An 18,228-nucleotide genomic window follows, 5' to 3' on the forward strand; every position below is an offset into this window, starting at 1 on the left:
TTTACAGCAGAGATGCGACGCTTTCACGGACCTGTGCAGGCCACACACCGCACTGAACCTGGCCAATGTGCGGCAACTGCAGCAGCAGCATCGTCAGGCGTGACTGCCCAATACCGCCACCAATGGTCTGCGGCATTTCACCGCGCAGCAGTGCCTGGTGCCACTCCAGACTCAGGCGATCTTCATCACCGGTCAGAGCAAGCTGGTGTTTCAGCGCATCGGCATCCACGCGGATCCCCATAGAAGACAGTTCAAACGCATCTTCCAGTACCGGGTTCCAGACCAGAATATCACCGTTCAAACCGGCATGACCCAGTTCGGACGCTGAACTCCAGTCATCATAATCCGGAGCACGAACGTCATGACGGTGGCCGTCACTAAGTTTGCCGCCGATCCCGACCAGGAACACCGCGCCCAGCTCTTTTGCAATCGCACGTTCACGACCTTTTGCGTCAAGATCCGGATAACGAGATAACAGCTCCTGGCTATGCACAAAGTGGATCTGCTCTGGCAGGAACGGTGCCAGACCAAATTCTTTGCTTACCGCAGCTTCGGTGGCCTTAATTCCCGCCCAGATAGCCTCTACCGTGCTTTTCAGAGTGGAAAATTGACGCTCACCGTCGCCCATCACGCGCTCCCAGTCCCACTGATCAACATACACTGAGTGCAGCGGGGAGAGGCGATCTTCATCGGGACGCAGGGCCTTCATGTGCGTGTACAGCCCTTCGCCTGCGCTAAAGTCGTGTTGTCCTAACGTTTGACGCTTCCACTTCGCCAGGGAATGAACCACTTCGAATTGAGCGTCCGGCAATGCTTTAACCTTCACCTGCACCGCTTTTTCACAGCCGGACAAGTTATCCTGCGTGCCATCTCCTACGCGGCTGAGGATCGGTGCCTGAACTTCGATCAGACCTAAACGCTCTTCCAGCTGGCGAGAAAAATGAGATTTTACGAAGCTAATTTGACGTTGTTTGGCAATGTAAGCGGTTTTCATTATGTGTACTCCTGTGTCCTGTTGCCTATGATTAAGCAACAGAATGGAGGTAATATTCAATAATCCACAAACAAAAAGCCGACTTCAATTTTGATTCGTTAAAAATAACGTCTAAAATAGAGTGAATCATTAATCTACATAAGAAAAACCTATGGAAAATTATCAGATCGACAATCTGGACCGCGGCATTCTTGACGCCCTGATGGAAAATGCCCGTACCGCCTACGCTGAATTAGCTAAACAGTTCGGCGTCAGCCCGGGGACAATTCACGTTCGTGTAGAAAAGATGAAGCAGGCTGGGATTATTACCGGTGCGCGAATTGATGTCAGTCCAAAACAACTGGGCTATGACGTCGGCTGCTTTATCGGCATTATCCTGAAAAGTGCAAAAGACTATCCGTCAGCGCTGGCCAGACTGGAAAGTCTCGATGAAGTGACCGAGGCGTATTACACCACCGGGCACTACAGCATCTTTATTAAGGTAATGTGTAAATCTATCGATGCCCTGCAACAGGTACTTATCAACAAGATCCAAACAATTGATGAAATTCAGTCCACTGAAACCTTGATCGTCTTGCAGAACCCTATCATGCGTACCATCAAGCCCTGATCGCTTTTTTTAATCCCCTATTTTTCCACAGGTAGATCCCAACTCGCTCACAGCGTACAATGCTGCCTCTTCATCGAGGTAGCGATCAATGGCAGATATCACTCTTATCAGCGGCAGCACGCTTGGCAGTGCGGAATATGTAGCAGAACATCTGGCAGAAAAGCTGGATGACGCCGGTTTTTCCAGCGAAATACTGCATGGACCGATGCTCGACGAGGTTCCGACTCAAGGGGTTTGGCTGGTTATCAGCTCAACGCACGGTGCGGGAGACATTCCGGATAACCTGCAACCTTTATATGACGCATTGCGTGAGCAGAAACCGGATCTTTCGCAGGTACGCTTTGGTGCCATCGGCATTGGTAGCCGCGAATATGACACGTTCTGCGGTGCGATTGACAAGCTGGAAGCTGAACTGAAGGCCTGCGGGGCGAAACAGATCGGTGAAACGCTCAGGATCAACGTACTGGAACATGAGATTCCGGAAGATCCGGCAGAGATTTGGCTGGGATCCTGGCATCCATTGCTCAGAGATTTGTAAAGATCGTACTTTTTTATGTGGATAACTCTGGTTAAAAGCTTGGATCAACCGGTAGTTATCCAAAGAATAACTGTTGTTCAGTTTTTGAGTTGTGTATAACCCTTCATTCTGATCCCAGCTTATACGGACCAGGATCACCGATCATTCACAGCTAATGATCCTCAACAACCCGTTGATCTTATTCAAAGGATCGCCCTTATCCACAGATAGTTGCGATCCTAATAAGAGATCACAATAAAACAGATCTCTAAATAAAAAGATCTTCTTTTTAATACCCAGGATCCGAGGTCTTTCTCCATCGACTAAAGTTGAGTAGAATCCACGGCCCGGGCTTCAATCCATTTTCACACCGCGTTATGCGAGGCAATTACCATGTTTTATCAGGATCCTTTTGACGTCATCATCATTGGCGGGGGTCATGCAGGCACCGAGGCTGCAATGGCCGCGGCGCGAATGGGTCAACAGACCCTGCTGTTGACACACAATATCGACACTCTGGGACAGATGAGCTGTAACCCGGCGATTGGCGGCATTGGGAAGGGACACCTGGTAAAAGAAGTGGATGCACTTGGCGGCCTGATGGCAACCGCAATTGACCATGCTGGTATCCAGTTTAGAATACTAAACGCCAGCAAAGGCCCGGCAGTTCGCGCCACCCGTGCTCAGGCGGATCGCGTGCTCTATCGTCAGGCTGTACGTACTGCGTTGGAGAACCAGCCGAATCTGATGATCTTCCAGCAAGCGGTTGAAGATCTGATTGTTGAAAACGATCGTGTCGTGGGCGCAGTGACCCAAATGGGTCTGAAGTTCCGTGCCAAAGCGGTTGTATTAACCGTAGGGACTTTCCTCGACGGGAAAATTCACATTGGTCTGGACAACTACAGCGGTGGCCGTGCTGGCGATCCGCCGTCTATCCCACTGTCACGTCGCCTGCGTGAGCTACCGCTACGCGTTAGCCGTCTGAAAACCGGCACACCGCCGCGTATAGATGCGCGTACCATCGATTTCAGCGTACTTGGCCAGCAAAACAGCGATAACCCAATGCCGGTCTTTTCGTTCCTGGGCGATGTATCTCAACATCCGCGCCAGATGCCGTGCTACATCACGCATACTAACGAGAAAACCCATGATGTGATCCGTAATAACCTCGATCGTAGCCCGATGTATGCTGGCGTGATCGAAGGTATCGGCCCACGTTACTGCCCGTCGATCGAAGACAAAGTGATGCGCTTTGCCGATCGTAACCAGCACCAGATCTTCCTTGAACCGGAAGGACTGACGTCTAACGAAATTTACCCGAACGGTATTTCCACCAGCCTGCCGTTTGACGTGCAGATGCAAATTGTCCGCTCCATGCAGGGGATGGAAAATGCCAAAATTGTCCGTCCTGGCTATGCTATTGAATATGATTTCTTCGATCCACGCGATCTGAAGCCAACCCTGGAAAGTAAGTTCATTCAAGGTCTGTTCTTTGCTGGTCAGATTAACGGTACAACCGGTTACGAAGAAGCCGCTGCGCAAGGTTTGCTGGCGGGTCTGAACGCCGCACGCTTGTCCGCTGACAAAGAGGGGTGGGCACCTGCGCGTTCTCAGGCCTATCTTGGTGTGCTGGTGGATGACCTGTGTACGCTGGGCACCAAAGAACCGTACCGCATGTTTACTTCGCGTGCAGAATACCGTTTGATGCTGCGCGAAGATAACGCCGATCTCCGTCTGACCGAAATTGGTCGTGAACTGGGTCTGGTGGGGGATGAACGCTGGGCGCGCTTCAATGAAAAACTGGAACGCATCGAACAAGAACGCCAGCGTCTGAAATCTACCTGGGTGAACCCGCTTGCCGAATCTGCAGCAGAAGTGAATGCTCACCTTGCGACACCTCTGTCACGCGAGGCCAGTGGTGAAGATCTGCTGCGTCGTCCGGACATGACCTATGCACAGCTGACGTCATTGTCTGTATTTGCACCCGCGCTTGATGATCCTCAGGCGGCTGAACAGGTTGAAATTCAGGTTAAGTACGAAGGTTATATTGCCCGTCAGCAGGATGAAATCGAAAGACAACAGCGTAACGAGAATACGTTGCTGCCTGCGACTCTGGATTATCGTCAGGTTTCCGGTTTGTCGAATGAAGTTATTGCCAAGCTGAACGATCACAAACCGGTATCAATCGGCCAGGCATCGCGCATTTCAGGTGTCACGCCTGCCGCCATCTCCATTCTGCTGGTTTGGCTGAAAAAACAAGGTATGCTGCGCCGTAGCGCTTAATCACACTATTTGGGCGGGGGCGTTTCGCTTGCCCGCCCTGCAAATTTGTCGACCCGATAAGCTATAGCGTATCGGGTCATTGATTATTAACAGGTAACGACCGTGCTCAACAAACTCTCTCGTCTGCTGGCTGATGCTGGTATTTCTCTTACCGATCACCAGAAAAATCAGCTGATTGCGTATGTCGATATGCTGCATAAATGGAATAAAGCGTACAACCTGACATCGGTGCGGGATCCCAACGAAATGCTGGTGCGCCATATTCTGGACAGCATTGTTGTCGCCCCCCATCTGCAAGGCGAGCGTTTTATTGATGTCGGCACGGGACCGGGCTTACCAGGAATTCCTCTTTCTATCGTGCGTCCTGAGGCGCATTTTACTCTGCTGGATAGTCTGGGAAAACGCGTACGTTTTCTGCGTCAGGTACAACATGAACTTAAACTGGATAACATCACTCCAGTGCAAAGCAGGGTAGAAGAATTCCCTTCCGAGCCGCCTTTTGATGGCGTGATAAGTCGTGCTTTTGCGTCTCTTAACGACATGCTGAGCTGGTGCCACCATTTACCTGGTCAAAACGGGCGTTTTTATGCTTTAAAAGGGCAATTACCGGAAGATGAGATCGCCACATTGCCTGCGGCGTTCAGCGTCGAATCAGTTGTAAAATTACGGGTTCCACAACTGGATGGTGAGCGTCATTTGGTGGTTATTAAGCCAAACAAAATTTAATTTTTATCAAAAAAAATAGAAAAAAAACGGCTCTTCAGGTGTTAAAAGTCATAGGGAATAGTGTGGTTAAATGTCGTTACATTTCACTAATGTCTTACGGTTTTGCATCATAACTATAACGTACCGTTTTTTGTTAAAAGTGAAACAAGTCAACTGTGAAAATATCAGCCTGCTAAAAATAGAATCAAAGAATCACCGCTTGTGTTAATTTTTTATTATAAATGTCAATGGGTGGTTTTTTTGTTGTTATTCGCTATTTTTAAAACAGTAACGGATTTTAGACTTAAATATCAAAAAGTTGAAATGGCATCATTTGCCAAGTAAATAAATAGTGCAGGGGCGAATATGCTTAATATGTGATCTGGTGCACGCTTTGCAGCCAGTGTTTACGCGGCTTTTGCAGTTTTGCATGATCGTTCACAGTTTGCCGAAAAGTAATAAATGTGGCCTGGAGAAAAATATTTAAACATTTATTCACTTTTTAGCTACTTATTGTTTGAAATCACGAAGCCGCACCGTATAATTTGACCGCTTTTTGATGCTTGACTCTAAGCCATAAAGAACGTTTTATACGACACGCGGCATACCTCGAAGGGAGCAGGAGTAAAAACGTGATGTCTATGTCGCTCTTGAGTCGAAACGTTGCTCGTAAGCTTTTGCTCACACAGCTTCTGGCGGTAATAGCAAGTGGATTGCTGTTTAGCCTCAAAGACCCTTTCTGGGGCGTCTCCGCATTGTGCGGGGGATTGGCAGTGTTACTGCCTAATATGTTGTTTATGATATTTGCCTGGCGTCACCAGGCACATACACCAGCAAAGGGCCGAGTGGCCTGGACGTTCGCTTTCGGCGAAGCCTTCAAGGTGTTAGCTATGCTGGTTTTGCTTGTGGTGGCGTTGGCGGTTTTGAAGGCGGTGTTCTTACCGCTGATCGTTACGTGGGTTTTGGTGCTGGTGGTTCAGATACTGGCACCGGCTGTAATTAACAACAAAGGGTAAAAGGCATCATGGCTTCTGAAAATATGACGCCGCAGGAATACATAGGGCACCATCTGAATAACCTTCAGTTGGACCTGCGTACTTTCTCGCTGGTAGATCCGCATAACCCCCCAGCCACCTTCTGGACGCTCAATATTGACTCCATGTTCTTCTCGGTGGTGCTGGGTCTGTTGTTCCTGCTTATGTTCCGTAGCGTTGCTAAAAAGGCAACCAGCGGCGTACCAGGGAAATTTCAGACCGCGATTGAGTTGGTAATCGGCTTTGTTCATGGCAGTGTCAAAGACATGTACCATGGCAAAAGCAAGGTTATCGCACCGCTTGCCCTGACGATCTTCGTTTGGGTCTTCCTGATGAACCTGATGGATTTACTGCCAATCGACCTGCTGCCGTATATTGCTGAGCATATACTGGGCCTGCCGGCGCTGCGCGTGGTTCCGTCTGCGGACGTAAACATCACCCTGTCGATGGCGCTGGGCGTGTTTATCCTGATTCTGTTCTACAGCATCAAAATGAAAGGCATCGGCGGCTTCGCGAAAGAGTTGACGCTGCAGCCGTTCAATCACTGGGCGTTCATTCCTGTCAACTTAATCCTTGAAGGGGTAAGCCTACTGTCCAAACCAGTTTCTCTTGGTCTGCGACTGTTCGGCAACATGTACGCTGGTGAGCTGATTTTCATTCTGATTGCTGGTCTGTTGCCGTGGTGGTCACAGTGGATTCTGAATGTGCCGTGGGCCATTTTCCACATACTGATTATCACGCTGCAAGCCTTCATCTTCATGGTTCTGACGATTGTCTATCTGTCGATGGCGTCTGAAGAGCATTAATTTACCAACACTACTACGTTTTAACTGAAACAAACTGGAGACTGTCATGGAAAACCTGAATATGGATCTGCTGTACATGGCTGCCGCTGTGATGATGGGTCTGGCGGCAATCGGTGCTGCGATCGGTATCGGCATCCTCGGGGGTAAATTCCTGGAAGGCGCAGCGCGTCAACCTGATCTGATTCCTCTGCTGCGTACTCAGTTCTTTATCGTTATGGGTCTGGTGGATGCTATCCCGATGATCGCTGTAGGTCTGGGTCTGTACGTGATGTTCGCTGTCGCGTAGTAAGCGTTGCTTGAATTAAGAGCAATATCAGAACGTTAACTAGATAGAGGCATTGTGCTGTGAATCTTAACGCAACAATCCTCGGCCAGGCCATCGCGTTTGTCCTGTTTGTTCTGTTCTGCATGAAGTACGTATGGCCGCCATTAATGGCAGCCATCGAAAAACGTCAAAAAGAAATTGCTGACGGTCTTGCTTCTGCTGAACGAGCACATAAGGATCTTGACCTTGCAAAGGCCAGCGCGACTGACCAGCTGAAAAAAGCGAAGGCGGAAGCTCAGGTAATTATCGAGCAGGCAAACAAACGCCGTGCTCAGATCCTGGACGAAGCTAAAACTGAAGCAGAGCAGGAACGTACTAAAATCGTGGCACAAGCGCAGGCGGAAATTGACGCCGAGCGTAAACGTGCTCGCGAAGAGCTGCGTAAGCAAGTTGCTGTCCTGGCTGTTGCTGGCGCCGAGAAGATCATCGAACGTTCCGTGGATGAAGCTGCTAACAGCGACATCGTGGACAAACTTGTCGCTGAACTGTAAGGAGGGAGGGGCTGATGTCTGAATTTATTACGGTAGCTCGCCCCTACGCCAAAGCAGCTTTTGACTTTGCCGTTGAGCACCAAAGCGTTGACCGTTGGCAGGATATGCTGACGTTTGCCGCTGAGGTGACGAAGAACGAACAAATGGCAGAGCTTCTCTCTGGCGCGCTGGCGCCGGAAACGCTCGCTGAGTCGTTTATCGCAATCTGCGGTGAGCAGTTGGACGAAAATGGCCAGAACCTGATTAAGGTAATGGCTGAAAATAACCGTCTTAATGCGCTCCCGGATGTTCTTGAGCAGTTTATTCACCTGCGTGCAGCCAGTGAGGCTATCTCTGAGGTAGAAGTCACTTCTGCCAATGCACTGAGTGATGAACAGCTTACGAAGATTAGTGCAGCGATGGAAAAACGTCTGTCACGCAAAGTTAAGCTGAATTGCAAAATCGATAAGTCTGTAATGGCAGGCGTAATCATCCGTGCGGGTGATATGGTCATTGATGGCAGCGTACGCGGCCGTCTTGAGCGCCTTGCAGACGTCTTGCAGTCTTAAGGGGACTGGAGCATGCAACTGAATTCCACCGAAATCAGCGAACTGATCAAGCAGCGCATTGCTCAGTTCAGTGTTGTGAGTGAAGCTCACAACGAAGGTACTATTGTTTCTGTAAGTGACGGTGTTATCCGCATCCACGGTCTTGCTGACTGTATGCAGGGGGAAATGATCTCTCTGCCGGGTAACCGTTATGCTATCGCACTGAACCTGGAGCGCGACTCCGTAGGTGCAGTTGTGATGGGTCCATACGCTGACCTCGCCGAAGGCATGAAGGTTAAGTGTACGGGTCGTATTCTGGAAGTTCCGGTTGGCCGTGGCCTGCTGGGTCGTGTGGTGAACACTCTGGGTTCCCCAATTGACGGTAAAGGTCCGGTTGATAACGATGGCTTCTCGCCAATCGAAGTTATCGCACCAGGCGTAATCGAACGTCAGTCCGTAGATCAGCCGGTACAGACCGGTTATAAATCCGTTGATGCCATGATCCCAATCGGTCGTGGTCAGCGTGAGTTGATCATCGGTGACCGTCAGACCGGTAAAACCGCGATGGCAATCGATGCCATCATCAACCAGCGTGACTCCGGCATCAAATGTGTGTACGTGGCTATCGGCCAGAAAGCGTCCACCATTTCTAACGTGGTTCGTAAACTGGAAGAACACGGCGCACTGTCCAACACCATCGTTGTTGTGGCGACCGCGTCTGAATCTGCTGCACTGCAATATCTGGCACCTTATGCTGGTTGCGCAATGGGCGAATACTTCCGTGACCGCGGTGAAGATGCACTGATCGTTTATGATGACCTGTCCAAACAGGCTGTTGCTTACCGTCAGGTTTCCCTGCTGCTCCGTCGTCCACCAGGACGTGAAGCATTCCCGGGCGACGTATTTTACCTCCACTCCCGTCTGCTTGAACGTGCTTCCCGCGTTAACGCGGAATACGTTGAGAAATTCACCAATGGTGAAGTTAAAGGTAAAACTGGCTCCCTGACCGCTCTGCCGATTATCGAAACCCAGGCGGGTGACGTTTCCGCGTTCGTTCCGACCAACGTAATTTCCATTACCGATGGTCAGATCTTCCTGGAAACCAACCTGTTCAACTCCGGTATTCGTCCGGCAGTTAACCCGGGTATCTCCGTATCCCGTGTAGGTGGCGCAGCGCAGACCAAGATCATCAAGAAACTGTCCGGTGGTATCCGTACCGCGCTGGCACAGTATCGTGAACTGGCAGCGTTTTCTCAGTTCGCTTCCGACCTTGACGAAGCTACGCGTAAGCAGCTGAGCCACGGTCAGAAAGTAACTGAACTGCTGAAGCAGAAACAGTATGCCCCAATGTCTGTTGCACAGCAGGGCGTGGTGCTGTTTGCGGCTGAACGCGGTTACCTCGAAGATGTGGAACTGGCGAAAATCGGTAGCTTCGAAGCCGCTTTGCTGGCTTACGTTGACCGTGATCACGCTCCGCTGATGCAAGAGATTAACCAGTCCGGTGGCTATAACGATGAAATCGAAGGCAAGCTGAAAGCTATCCTCGATTCCTTCAAAGCAACCCAGTCCTGGTAACGTCTGGCGGTCTGTCTTAGGGCGGACCGCAAGGCATTGAGGAGAAGCTCATGGCCGGCGCAAAAGAGATACGTAGTAAGATCGCAAGCGTCCAGAACACGCAGAAGATCACTAAAGCGATGGAGATGGTCGCCGCTTCCAAAATGCGTAAATCGCAGGATCGCATGGCGGCCAGCCGTCCTTATGCAGAGACCATGCGCAAAGTGATTGGTCACCTTGCGAATGGTAATCTGGAATATAAGCACCCTTACCTGGAAGAACGCGACGTTAAGCGCGTGGGCTACCTGGTGGTGTCGACCGACCGTGGTCTGTGCGGTGGCTTGAACATTAACCTGTTCAAAAAGCTGCTGGCGGATATGAAAACATGGTCCGATAAAGGCGTTCAGTGCGACATCGCAATGATCGGCTCTAAGGGCGTGTCTTTCTTTAATTCCGTAGGCGGTAACGTGGTTGCTCAGGTAACCGGTATGGGGGATAACCCTTCCCTGTCCGAACTGATCGGCCCGGTTAAAGTGATGCTGCAGGCCTACGATGAAGGTCGTCTGGACAGACTGTACGTTGTCAGCAACAAATTTATTAACACCATGTCTCAGGTTCCTACTCTCACTCAACTGCTGCCTTTACCGGCTTCAGAAGATGAAGAGTTAAAACAAAAAGCCTGGGATTACCTGTATGAACCAGACCCGAAACCGCTGCTGGATACCCTGCTGCGTCGTTACGTTGAATCTCAGGTTTATCAGGGCGTGGTAGAAAACCTGGCCAGCGAGCAGGCCGCACGTATGGTGGCGATGAAAGCCGCGACCGACAATGGCGGCAGCCTGATTAAAGAGCTGCAGTTGGTATACAACAAAGCTCGTCAGGCCAGCATTACTCAGGAACTCACCGAAATCGTCGGTGGTGCATCCGCGGTATAACCAGGTTAATTCGTAGAGGATTCAAGATGGCTACTGGAAAAATTGTCCAGGTAATCGGCGCCGTGGTTGACGTCGAATTCCCTCAGGATGCCGTACCGCGCGTGTACGATGCTCTTGAGGTTATGAATGGTAAAGAGAGCCTGGTGCTGGAAGTTCAGCAGCAGCTCGGCGGCGGTATCGTACGTACCATCGCCATGGGTTCTTCCGACGGTCTGCGTCGTGGTCTGGAAGTTAAAGACCTCGAGCACCCGATCGAAGTCCCGGTAGGTAAAGCAACGCTGGGTCGTATCATGAACGTTCTGGGTCACCCGATCGACATGAAAGGCGATATCGGAGAAGAAGAGCGTTGGGCTATTCACCGCGCAGCACCTTCCTATGAAGAGCTGTCCAGCTCTCAGGAACTGCTGGAAACCGGCATCAAAGTTATCGACCTGATGTGTCCGTTCGCTAAGGGCGGTAAAGTTGGTCTGTTCGGTGGTGCGGGTGTAGGTAAAACCGTAAACATGATGGAGCTTATTCGTAACATCGCGATCGAGCACTCCGGTTACTCTGTGTTTGCGGGTGTAGGTGAACGTACTCGTGAGGGTAACGACTTCTACCACGAAATGACCGATTCCAACGTTCTGGATAAAGTATCCCTGGTTTATGGCCAGATGAACGAGCCGCCGGGAAACCGTCTGCGCGTTGCGCTGACCGGTCTGACCATGGCTGAGAAATTCCGTGACGAAGGTCGTGACGTACTGCTGTTCGTCGATAACATCTATCGTTATACCCTGGCCGGTACGGAAGTATCCGCACTGCTGGGTCGTATGCCATCAGCGGTAGGTTACCAGCCGACCCTGGCGGAAGAGATGGGTGTTCTGCAGGAACGTATCACTTCTACCAAAACCGGTTCTATCACCTCCGTTCAGGCGGTATACGTACCTGCGGATGACTTGACTGACCCATCCCCAGCAACCACCTTTGCTCACTTAGATGCAACCGTGGTACTGAGCCGTCAGATCGCATCTCTGGGTATCTACCCGGCAGTTGACCCGCTGGACTCCACCAGCCGTCAGCTGGATCCGCTGGTTGTTGGTCAGGAACACTACGACACCGCGCGTGGCGTACAGTCCCTGCTGCAGCGTTATCAGGAACTGAAAGACATCATCGCCATCCTGGGTATGGATGAACTGTCTGAAGAAGATAAACTGGTGGTAGCACGTGCGCGTAAAATTCAGCGCTTCCTGTCCCAGCCGTTCTTCGTTGCGGAAGTATTCACCGGTTCTCCGGGCAAATACGTTTCCCTGAAAGACACCATCCGTGGCTTTAAAGGCATCATGGAAGGCGAATACGACCACCTGCCAGAGCAGGCGTTCTACATGGTTGGTTCTATCGACGAAGCCGTAGAAAAAGCCAAAAAACTTTAACGCCTTAATCGGAGGGTGATATGGCAATGACTTACCACCTGGACGTCGTCAGCGCAGAGCAACAAATGTTCTCTGGTCTGGTCGAAAAAATCCAGGTAACGGGTAGTGAAGGTGAACTGGGTATTTTCCCGGGTCACGCACCGCTACTCACCGCCATTAAGCCTGGTATGATCCGCATCGTTAAACAGTTCGGTCATGAAGAGTTTATCTATCTGTCCGGCGGCATTCTTGAAGTGCAGCCTGGCAACGTGACCGTACTGGCTGATACCGCGATTCGCGGGCAGGATCTCGATGAAGCGAGAGCCCTGGAAGCGAAACGTAAGGCTGAAGAGCATATTAAGAGCTCTCATGGTGACGTGGATTACGCTCAGGCATCTGCGGAACTGGCCAAAGCGATCGCGAAACTGCGCGTTATCGAGTTGACCAAAAAAGCGATGTAACACCGGCTTGAAAAGCACAAAAGCCAGTCTGGTTTCCAGGCTGGCTTTTTTTGTTTTGTTGCATAAAACATTTAAAGTGAAATCTGTTTTGTGATTTAGATCAAAAAAAGTTGATTGGTTAAAAAATGCGGCGTAGACTCTTTTTATGTGATGAATATCACATAATTAACTCAAATAAAAAGAGATGCCAACATGAAATTACTCAATAAAATCATCGCCATGTTCAGCAATATGAGCTTTTAGCTTTTACCTGCCCGTCCTGTGGCGCGATGCTTGATACGGTTTATCAGTCAGCGCCACTTGTTGTTATAGATCCTCTCTTCCTCCTCTTCTCCCTCAACTTTTTATTTTCGCGTACGCATTTTCGGTTTCTTACTGAATCACATAAATAAAATCGGACTTTGCATGTGTAACTCTTTATTCATGCGGTAAAAAAATAGCAAAAACATTAACCTAAGGCTTTAATAAGAGCATGCTCCTGGTTTTTGGGAGACAAAAGGCGCCGATATAGTCGAAAATAGTGAGTTAATAGTTAGGGATTTTCCCCTATTGAACGTTTTATCTTCGGCCCATTTCATGATGAAAAAAATGTAGTATTTTCAATATGAAAGGGTATAAATTCGTTCTCAAATGACAGTCAGGATGTGTATGTTGAATAATGCTATGAGCGTCGTGATCCTTGCCGCAGGCAAAGGTACACGTATGTATTCCGATCTTCCTAAAGTGCTGCACACTCTCGCAGGAAAAGCGATGGTGCAGCATGTTATTGATGCCGCTAATGAATTAGGCGCAACTCATGTACACCTGGTCTACGGGCACGGTGGTGATTTGCTTCAGCAGACGTTGAAAGATGGCAATCTGAACTGGGTTCTGCAGGCAGAGCAGTTGGGAACCGGTCATGCTATGCAGCAGGCTGCACCGTTCTTTGGTGATGACGAAGACATTTTAATGCTCTATGGCGATGTGCCGTTAATCTCCACTGAAACGTTACGCCGCCTGCGCGATGCTAAACCTCAGGGGGGTATTGGCTTATTAACCGTAAAACTGGACGACCCAACCGGCTATGGGCGCATTACGCGTGATAACGGCAGCGTTACTGGCATCGTTGAGCATAAAGATGCGACCGACGAGCAACGCAAGATCCAGGAAATTAACACCGGCATCCTGATTGCCAATGGCGCTGATATGAAGCGCTGGTTATCTAAACTGACCAACAACAACGTGCAGGGTGAATATTACATCACCGATATCATTGCGATGGCGTACCAGGAAGGTCGTGAAATTGCTGCGGTACATCCGGCACGTATTAGCGAAACCGAAGGGGTGAACAACCGCCTTCAGTTATCCCGTCTTGAACGTGTCTATCAGTCCGAACAAGCAGAGAAACTGCTGTTAGCTGGCGTTATGTTACGCGATCCCGCACGTTTTGATCTTCGCGGTTCGCTTATTCACGGGCGCGATGTTGAAATTGATACTAACGTTATCATTGAAGGTAACGTAACCCTTGGCGATCGCGTCAAGATTGGTACTGGCTGCATTATCAAAAATAGCGTAATTGGCGATGGCTGTGAGCTTAGCCCGTACAGCGTGGTGGAAGATGCCCATCTGGAAGCGGCCTGTACTATCGGGCCTTTTGCGCGTCTGCGTCCGGGTGCTGAGCTGCAGGAAGGCGCACACGTGGGCAACTTCGTCGAAATGAAAAAAGCGCGTCTGGGTAAAGGTTCTAAAGCCGGTCATCTGACCTATCTGGGCGATGCTGAAATTGGCGATAACGTGAACATCGGCGCGGGGACGATCACCTGCAATTACGATGGTGCTAATAAATTTAAAACCATTATTGGTGATGATGTGTTTGTGGGTTCGGATACTCAACTGGTGGCGCCTGTCACCGTGGGTAAAGGCGCGACGATCGCCGCTGGAACCACAGTGACGCGTAATATCGCTGATAACGAACTGGTATTAAGCCGTGTACCGCAGGTCCATAAACAAGGTTGGCAGCGCCCGGTTAAGAAAAAGTAAGTGATTTTTGCCGGATGGCGGCCTACGTGCGATGACGTTCTGTAGGCCTGATAAGCGTGAGTGCCATCAGGCAGACAAGAGATGAGGGGATAACATAATCCTCCGCTCAACAAGCAGTACCATAAAAATAACCCCACTCTCTACAAGGCTCGGGGCGCCCGGAAAGGGTATTACCCAAAGTATTTCGCGCTGTAGCAAGGCGGCAAGCTTGGGAATCTACGGGAGCTTACTAAAGTAAGTGACCGTAGTGAGCAAGCGTAGCCAACGTAGCTGCGGAGTGAAAGACGAAGGGGAAACAGGTCAGCGACAACGACAGGCATAATGCCTAAATTCGGAATCAAAAAATATGTGTGGAATTGTTGGCGCTATCGCGCAGCGTGATGTAGCTGAAATCCTTCTCGAAGGTTTACGTCGTCTGGAATATCGTGGTTATGACTCAGCCGGTCTGGCCGTCGTCGATGCTGAAGGTAACATGACCCGTCTGCGTCGTCTGGGTAAAGTGCAGATGCTGACTGCTGCTGCGGAAGAACATCCGTTGCATGGTGGTACAGGTATCGCTCATACCCGTTGGGCGACACACGGTGAACCTTCAGAAGCGAACGCGCATCCTCATGTTTCTGAACACATTGTGGTGGTGCATAACGGCATCATCGAAAACCATGAACCACTGCGTGAGCTGTTGAAAACGCGTGGCTATACCTTTGTTTCTGAAACCGACACCGAAGTGATTGCTCACCTGGTGCATTGGGAGCTGGAACAGGGCGGTACACTGCGTGAGGCGGTATTGCGTACTATTCCGCAGCTGCGCGGTGCCTACGGCACAGTGATCATGGATACCCGTAATCCAGAAACTCTGCTGGCGGCGCGTTCTGGTAGCCCGCTGGTTATCGGTCTGGGCATGGGTGAAAACTTTATCGCTTCCGACCAGCTGGCTCTGCTGCCGGTAACCCGTCGCTTTATCTTCCTGGAAGAGGGCGATATCGCCGAGGTAACGCGTCGTTCAGTCTCTATTTTTGACAAGACTGGCGCGGAAGTTAAACGTCAGGATATTGAATCTAATCTGCAATACGACGCGGGCGAAAAAGGTATTTATCGCCACTACATGCAGAAAGAGATCTATGAGCAACCGAACGCGATAAAAAATACGCTGACCGGGCGTATCAGTCATGGCGAAGTGGATTTAAGTGAGCTTGGCCCTAATGCCAATGCGTTGCTGTCTCAGGTCGAGCATATCCAGATTATTGCCTGCGGCACCTCATACAACTCAGGCATGGTATCCCGCTACTGGTTTGAGTCGCTGGCCGGCATTCCTTGTGATGTGGAAATTGCTTCTGAGTTCCGTTATCGCAAATCCGCTGTGCGTCGTAACAGTTTGATGATTACCCTGTCTCAGTCCGGTGAAACGGCGGATACCCTGGCGGGTCTGCGCTTATCTAAAGAGCTGGGCTATCTGGGGTCGCTGGCAATCTGTAACGTTCCAGGCTCTTCTCTGGTACGTGAATCTGACCTGGCGATGATGACCAATGCCGGGACCGAAATCGGCGTGGCCTCCACGAAAGCATTTACCACCCAACTGACTGTTCTGCTAATGCTGGTGGCGAAGCTGGCTCGTCTGAAAGGTCTGGATGCGACTATTGAACAAGAGATTGTTCACGGGTTACAGGCGCTGCCGAGCCGTATTGAGCAGATGCTGTCACAGGACAAGCGTATTGCCGCACTGGCGGAAGACTTCTCTGACAAACACCATGCACTGTTCCTTGGTCGTGGCGATCAGTACCCCATTGCGCTGGAAGGCGCCCTGAAGCTGAAAGAGATTTCTTATATTCACGCAGAAGCGTATGCCGCTGGTGAGCTGAAGCACGGTCCGCTGGCGCTGATTGACGCGGATATGCCGGTTATCGTGGTTGCACCGAACAACGAGTTGCTGGAAAAACTGAAATCCAACATTGAAGAAGTGCGTGCCCGTGGCGGCCAGTTGTACGTCTTCGCCGATCAGGATGCAGGATTTATCAGTAATGAAAATATGCATATCATCGAGATGCCGCATGTGGAAGAGGTGATTGCACCGATCTTCTATACCGTTCCGCTGCAACTGCTGGCGTATCATGTGGCGCTGATTAAAGGTACTGACGTGGACCAGCCGCGTAACCTGGCGAAGTCGGTTACCGTGGAATAAGCGATACCTCGCTGAACTGAAAATGCCCTGCTCAAAGCGGGGCATTTTTTTAAACGCGTTCTGTTTTTAATCAATTATCCCGCCTGTTTTATGTGACAAACCGTCATCTTCAGCTACTGTTTTCAGTGTCATAAAAAGAAAATTTTGCCGAAATATGATTGTCATACAATCTGTTAACTTACTGTTTTTATACAATTTTTAATTGTTCTTGGCGCATTATTTTTCATTGTCATAAAATTGTCATATTTCGTACATTTAACTGTCACCTGTTTGTCCTATTTTGCTCACAGTAGCAACTCAAACAACAATTTACGAAAACCGTGCAGGAGACATTATGAAAGTTATGCGTACCACTGTCGCAACTGTTGTCGCCGCGACCTTATCTATGAGCGCGTTCTCTGCCTTTGCTGCAGCGAGCCTGACAGGTGCTGGTGCAACTTTTCCTGCGCCAGTGTATGCCAAATGGGCTGATACTTATCAGAAAGAGACCGGTAGCAAAGTAAACTACCAGGGTATCGGCTCCTCCGGTGGTGTAAAACAAATTACCGCAAATACCGTTGATTTCGGTGCATCTGATGCGCCGTTATCTGACGAGAAGCTGGCTCAGGAAGGTCTGTTCCAGTTCCCGACAGTGATCGGCGGTGTGGTGCTGGCGGTGAATATCCCGGGCCTGAAGTCCGGAGAGCTGGTGCTTGATGGTAAAACTCTGGGCGATATCTACCTCGGCAAAATTAAGAAGTGGGATGATGAAGCCATCACCAAACTGAACCCGGGTCTGAAGCTGCCTTCTCAGAACATTGCCGTTGTACGTCGTGCAGATGGTTCCGGTACCTCCTTCGTCTTCACCAGCTACCTGGCGAAAGTGAACGAAGAGTGGAAATCTAAAATTGGCGCAGGCTCTACTGTGAACTGGCCGACCGGTCTGGGCGGTAAAGGTAACGACGGTATCGCTGCGTTCGTCCAGCGTCTGCCAGGCTCTATCGGCTACGTTGAGTACGCTTATGCTAAGCAGAACAACCTGGCATACACCAAACTGGTTACTGCTGATGGTAAGCCGGTAAGCCCGACAGAAGAAAACTTTGCTAATGCAGCTAAAGGCGCTGACTGGAGCAAAACCTTCGCTCAGGATCTGACTAACCAGAAAGGTGACAATGCGTGGCCAATCACTTCCACCACCTTCATCCTGGTTCACAAAGAGCAGAAGAAGCCTGAGCAGGGCGTTGAAGTGCTGAAGTTCTTTGACTGGGCGTACAAAAATGGCGGCAAACAGGCCAACGACCTGGATTACGCCAGCCTGCCGGACAGCGTGGTTGAGCAGATTCGTGCTGCATGGAAGACCAACGTGAAAGACAGCAGCGGTAAAGCGCTGTACTAAATACCCGTCATACTTCGAGCCGCAGCTG

At 50.2% G+C, this 18,228-nt stretch carries 17 protein-coding genes; 16 read left to right on the top strand and 1 reads right to left on the bottom strand.

From position 1 onward, the window contains the following. Nucleotide 1: 1 nt before the first annotated feature. Nucleotides 2-994, bottom strand: a complete 993-nt coding sequence (gene asnA, locus EHN13_RS18575; protein ID WP_005121446.1) for an aspartate--ammonia ligase — start codon at nt 992-994, stop codon at nt 2-4. A gap of 151 nt (nt 995-1,145) precedes the next feature. On the opposite strand from asnA, the gene asnC reads away from it, so the two are divergent. The 16 genes from asnC (at nt 1,146) to pstS (ending at nt 18,200) form a co-directional block, all read left to right on the top strand. Continuing rightward, entirely contained in the window at nt 1,146-1,604 is a 459-nt protein-coding gene (gene asnC / locus EHN13_RS18580) for a transcriptional regulator AsnC (protein WP_003023780.1), read from the top strand. Nucleotides 1,605-1,692: 88 nt separating this feature from the next. After that, the gene (mioC, locus tag EHN13_RS18585) at nt 1,693-2,142 is read left to right on the top strand and encodes an FMN-binding protein MioC (RefSeq protein ID WP_048213790.1); all 450 of its coding nucleotides are present in this window, start codon (nt 1,693-1,695) and stop codon (nt 2,140-2,142) included. A 372-nt stretch (nt 2,143-2,514) separates the two neighbouring features. After that, nucleotides 2,515-4,404: a tRNA uridine-5-carboxymethylaminomethyl(34) synthesis enzyme MnmG gene (gene mnmG / locus EHN13_RS18595; protein WP_061066899.1), complete on the top strand. Its 1,890-nt coding sequence runs from the start codon at nt 2,515-2,517 to the stop codon at nt 4,402-4,404. A gap of 102 nt (nt 4,405-4,506) precedes the next feature. Then, a complete protein-coding gene (rsmG, locus tag EHN13_RS18600) occupies nt 4,507-5,130 on the top strand; it encodes a 16S rRNA (guanine(527)-N(7))-methyltransferase RsmG (RefSeq protein ID WP_048213788.1) in 624 nt (207 codons plus the stop codon). A gap of 614 nt (nt 5,131-5,744) precedes the next feature. Further along, complete coding sequence (atpI, locus tag EHN13_RS18605; RefSeq protein ID WP_124021881.1) at nt 5,745-6,125, top strand: F0F1 ATP synthase subunit I; 381 nt, start codon at nt 5,745-5,747, stop codon at nt 6,123-6,125. Nucleotides 6,126-6,133: 8 nt separating this feature from the next. Next, nucleotides 6,134-6,949, top strand: coding sequence for a F0F1 ATP synthase subunit A (gene atpB / locus EHN13_RS18610; protein WP_005121454.1), 816 nt, complete (start codon nt 6,134-6,136; stop codon nt 6,947-6,949). 46 nt (nt 6,950-6,995) lie between these two features. Further along, the gene (gene atpE / locus EHN13_RS18615; protein WP_000429386.1) at nt 6,996-7,235 is read left to right on the top strand and encodes a F0F1 ATP synthase subunit C; all 240 of its coding nucleotides are present in this window, start codon (nt 6,996-6,998) and stop codon (nt 7,233-7,235) included. Between the two features lie 59 nt (nt 7,236-7,294). Beyond that, nucleotides 7,295-7,765 carry a F0F1 ATP synthase subunit B gene (gene atpF / locus EHN13_RS18620; RefSeq protein WP_040232304.1) on the top strand — a complete coding sequence of 157 codons (471 nt, stop codon included), beginning with the start codon at nt 7,295-7,297 and terminating at the stop codon, nt 7,763-7,765. 14 nt (nt 7,766-7,779) lie between these two features. Beyond that, nucleotides 7,780-8,313 (top strand): F0F1 ATP synthase subunit delta, encoded by a 534-nt coding sequence (gene atpH, locus EHN13_RS18625; RefSeq protein WP_048213786.1) that lies wholly within the window; start codon nt 7,780-7,782, stop codon nt 8,311-8,313. A gap of 12 nt (nt 8,314-8,325) precedes the next feature. After that, nucleotides 8,326-9,867 (top strand): F0F1 ATP synthase subunit alpha, encoded by a 1,542-nt coding sequence (gene atpA / locus EHN13_RS18630; protein WP_003827026.1) that lies wholly within the window; start codon nt 8,326-8,328, stop codon nt 9,865-9,867. A gap of 50 nt (nt 9,868-9,917) precedes the next feature. After that, nucleotides 9,918-10,781: a F0F1 ATP synthase subunit gamma gene (gene atpG / locus EHN13_RS18635; protein WP_005121458.1), complete on the top strand. Its 864-nt coding sequence runs from the start codon at nt 9,918-9,920 to the stop codon at nt 10,779-10,781. Between the two features lie 26 nt (nt 10,782-10,807). Continuing rightward, nucleotides 10,808-12,190, top strand: a complete 1,383-nt coding sequence (gene atpD / locus EHN13_RS18640; RefSeq protein WP_003023806.1) for a F0F1 ATP synthase subunit beta — start codon at nt 10,808-10,810, stop codon at nt 12,188-12,190. Between the two features lie 20 nt (nt 12,191-12,210). Then, nucleotides 12,211-12,630: a F0F1 ATP synthase subunit epsilon gene (locus tag EHN13_RS18645; protein ID WP_005121460.1), complete on the top strand. Its 420-nt coding sequence runs from the start codon at nt 12,211-12,213 to the stop codon at nt 12,628-12,630. Between the two features lie 648 nt (nt 12,631-13,278). Continuing rightward, the gene (glmU, locus tag EHN13_RS18650) at nt 13,279-14,649 is read left to right on the top strand and encodes a bifunctional UDP-N-acetylglucosamine diphosphorylase/glucosamine-1-phosphate N-acetyltransferase GlmU (protein WP_048213785.1); all 1,371 of its coding nucleotides are present in this window, start codon (nt 13,279-13,281) and stop codon (nt 14,647-14,649) included. A gap of 346 nt (nt 14,650-14,995) precedes the next feature. Further along, nucleotides 14,996-16,825 carry a glutamine--fructose-6-phosphate transaminase (isomerizing) gene (gene glmS / locus EHN13_RS18655; RefSeq protein WP_048213784.1) on the top strand — a complete coding sequence of 610 codons (1,830 nt, stop codon included), beginning with the start codon at nt 14,996-14,998 and terminating at the stop codon, nt 16,823-16,825. Between the two features lie 334 nt (nt 16,826-17,159). Then, complete coding sequence (pstS, locus tag EHN13_RS18660) at nt 17,160-18,200, top strand: phosphate ABC transporter substrate-binding protein PstS (protein ID WP_048213783.1); 1,041 nt, start codon at nt 17,160-17,162, stop codon at nt 18,198-18,200. Nucleotides 18,201-18,228: the final 28 nt, after the last annotated feature.

The organism is Citrobacter youngae (genome assembly GCF_003818115.1).
Taxonomy (GTDB): Bacteria; Pseudomonadota; Gammaproteobacteria; order Enterobacterales; family Enterobacteriaceae; genus Citrobacter; species Citrobacter youngae.

What these genes read in the sequence shown, in the direction of transcription:
- mnmG (WP_061066899.1), top strand. Translation starts at nt 2,515, where the DNA reads ATGTTTTATCAGGATCCTTTTGACGTCATCATCATTGGCGGGGGTCAT.
- glmS (WP_048213784.1), top strand. Translation starts at nt 14,996, where the DNA reads ATGTGTGGAATTGTTGGCGCTATCGCGCAGCGTGATGTAGCTGAAATC.
- pstS (WP_048213783.1), top strand. Translation starts at nt 17,160, where the DNA reads ATGAAAGTTATGCGTACCACTGTCGCAACTGTTGTCGCCGCGACCTTA.
- atpG (WP_005121458.1), top strand. Translation starts at nt 9,918, where the DNA reads ATGGCCGGCGCAAAAGAGATACGTAGTAAGATCGCAAGCGTCCAGAAC.
- asnC (WP_003023780.1), top strand. Translation starts at nt 1,146, where the DNA reads ATGGAAAATTATCAGATCGACAATCTGGACCGCGGCATTCTTGACGCC.
- glmU (WP_048213785.1), top strand. Translation starts at nt 13,279, where the DNA reads ATGTTGAATAATGCTATGAGCGTCGTGATCCTTGCCGCAGGCAAAGGT.
- EHN13_RS18645 (WP_005121460.1), top strand. Translation starts at nt 12,211, where the DNA reads ATGGCAATGACTTACCACCTGGACGTCGTCAGCGCAGAGCAACAAATG.
- atpH (WP_048213786.1), top strand. Translation starts at nt 7,780, where the DNA reads ATGTCTGAATTTATTACGGTAGCTCGCCCCTACGCCAAAGCAGCTTTT.
- atpI (WP_124021881.1), top strand. Translation starts at nt 5,745, where the DNA reads ATGTCTATGTCGCTCTTGAGTCGAAACGTTGCTCGTAAGCTTTTGCTC.
- atpA (WP_003827026.1), top strand. Translation starts at nt 8,326, where the DNA reads ATGCAACTGAATTCCACCGAAATCAGCGAACTGATCAAGCAGCGCATT.
- atpD (WP_003023806.1), top strand. Translation starts at nt 10,808, where the DNA reads ATGGCTACTGGAAAAATTGTCCAGGTAATCGGCGCCGTGGTTGACGTC.
- atpB (WP_005121454.1), top strand. Translation starts at nt 6,134, where the DNA reads ATGGCTTCTGAAAATATGACGCCGCAGGAATACATAGGGCACCATCTG.
- atpE (WP_000429386.1), top strand. Translation starts at nt 6,996, where the DNA reads ATGGAAAACCTGAATATGGATCTGCTGTACATGGCTGCCGCTGTGATG.
- mioC (WP_048213790.1), top strand. Translation starts at nt 1,693, where the DNA reads ATGGCAGATATCACTCTTATCAGCGGCAGCACGCTTGGCAGTGCGGAA.
- asnA (WP_005121446.1), bottom strand. Translation starts at nt 994, where the DNA reads ATGAAAACCGCTTACATTGCCAAACAACGTCAAATTAGCTTCGTAAAA.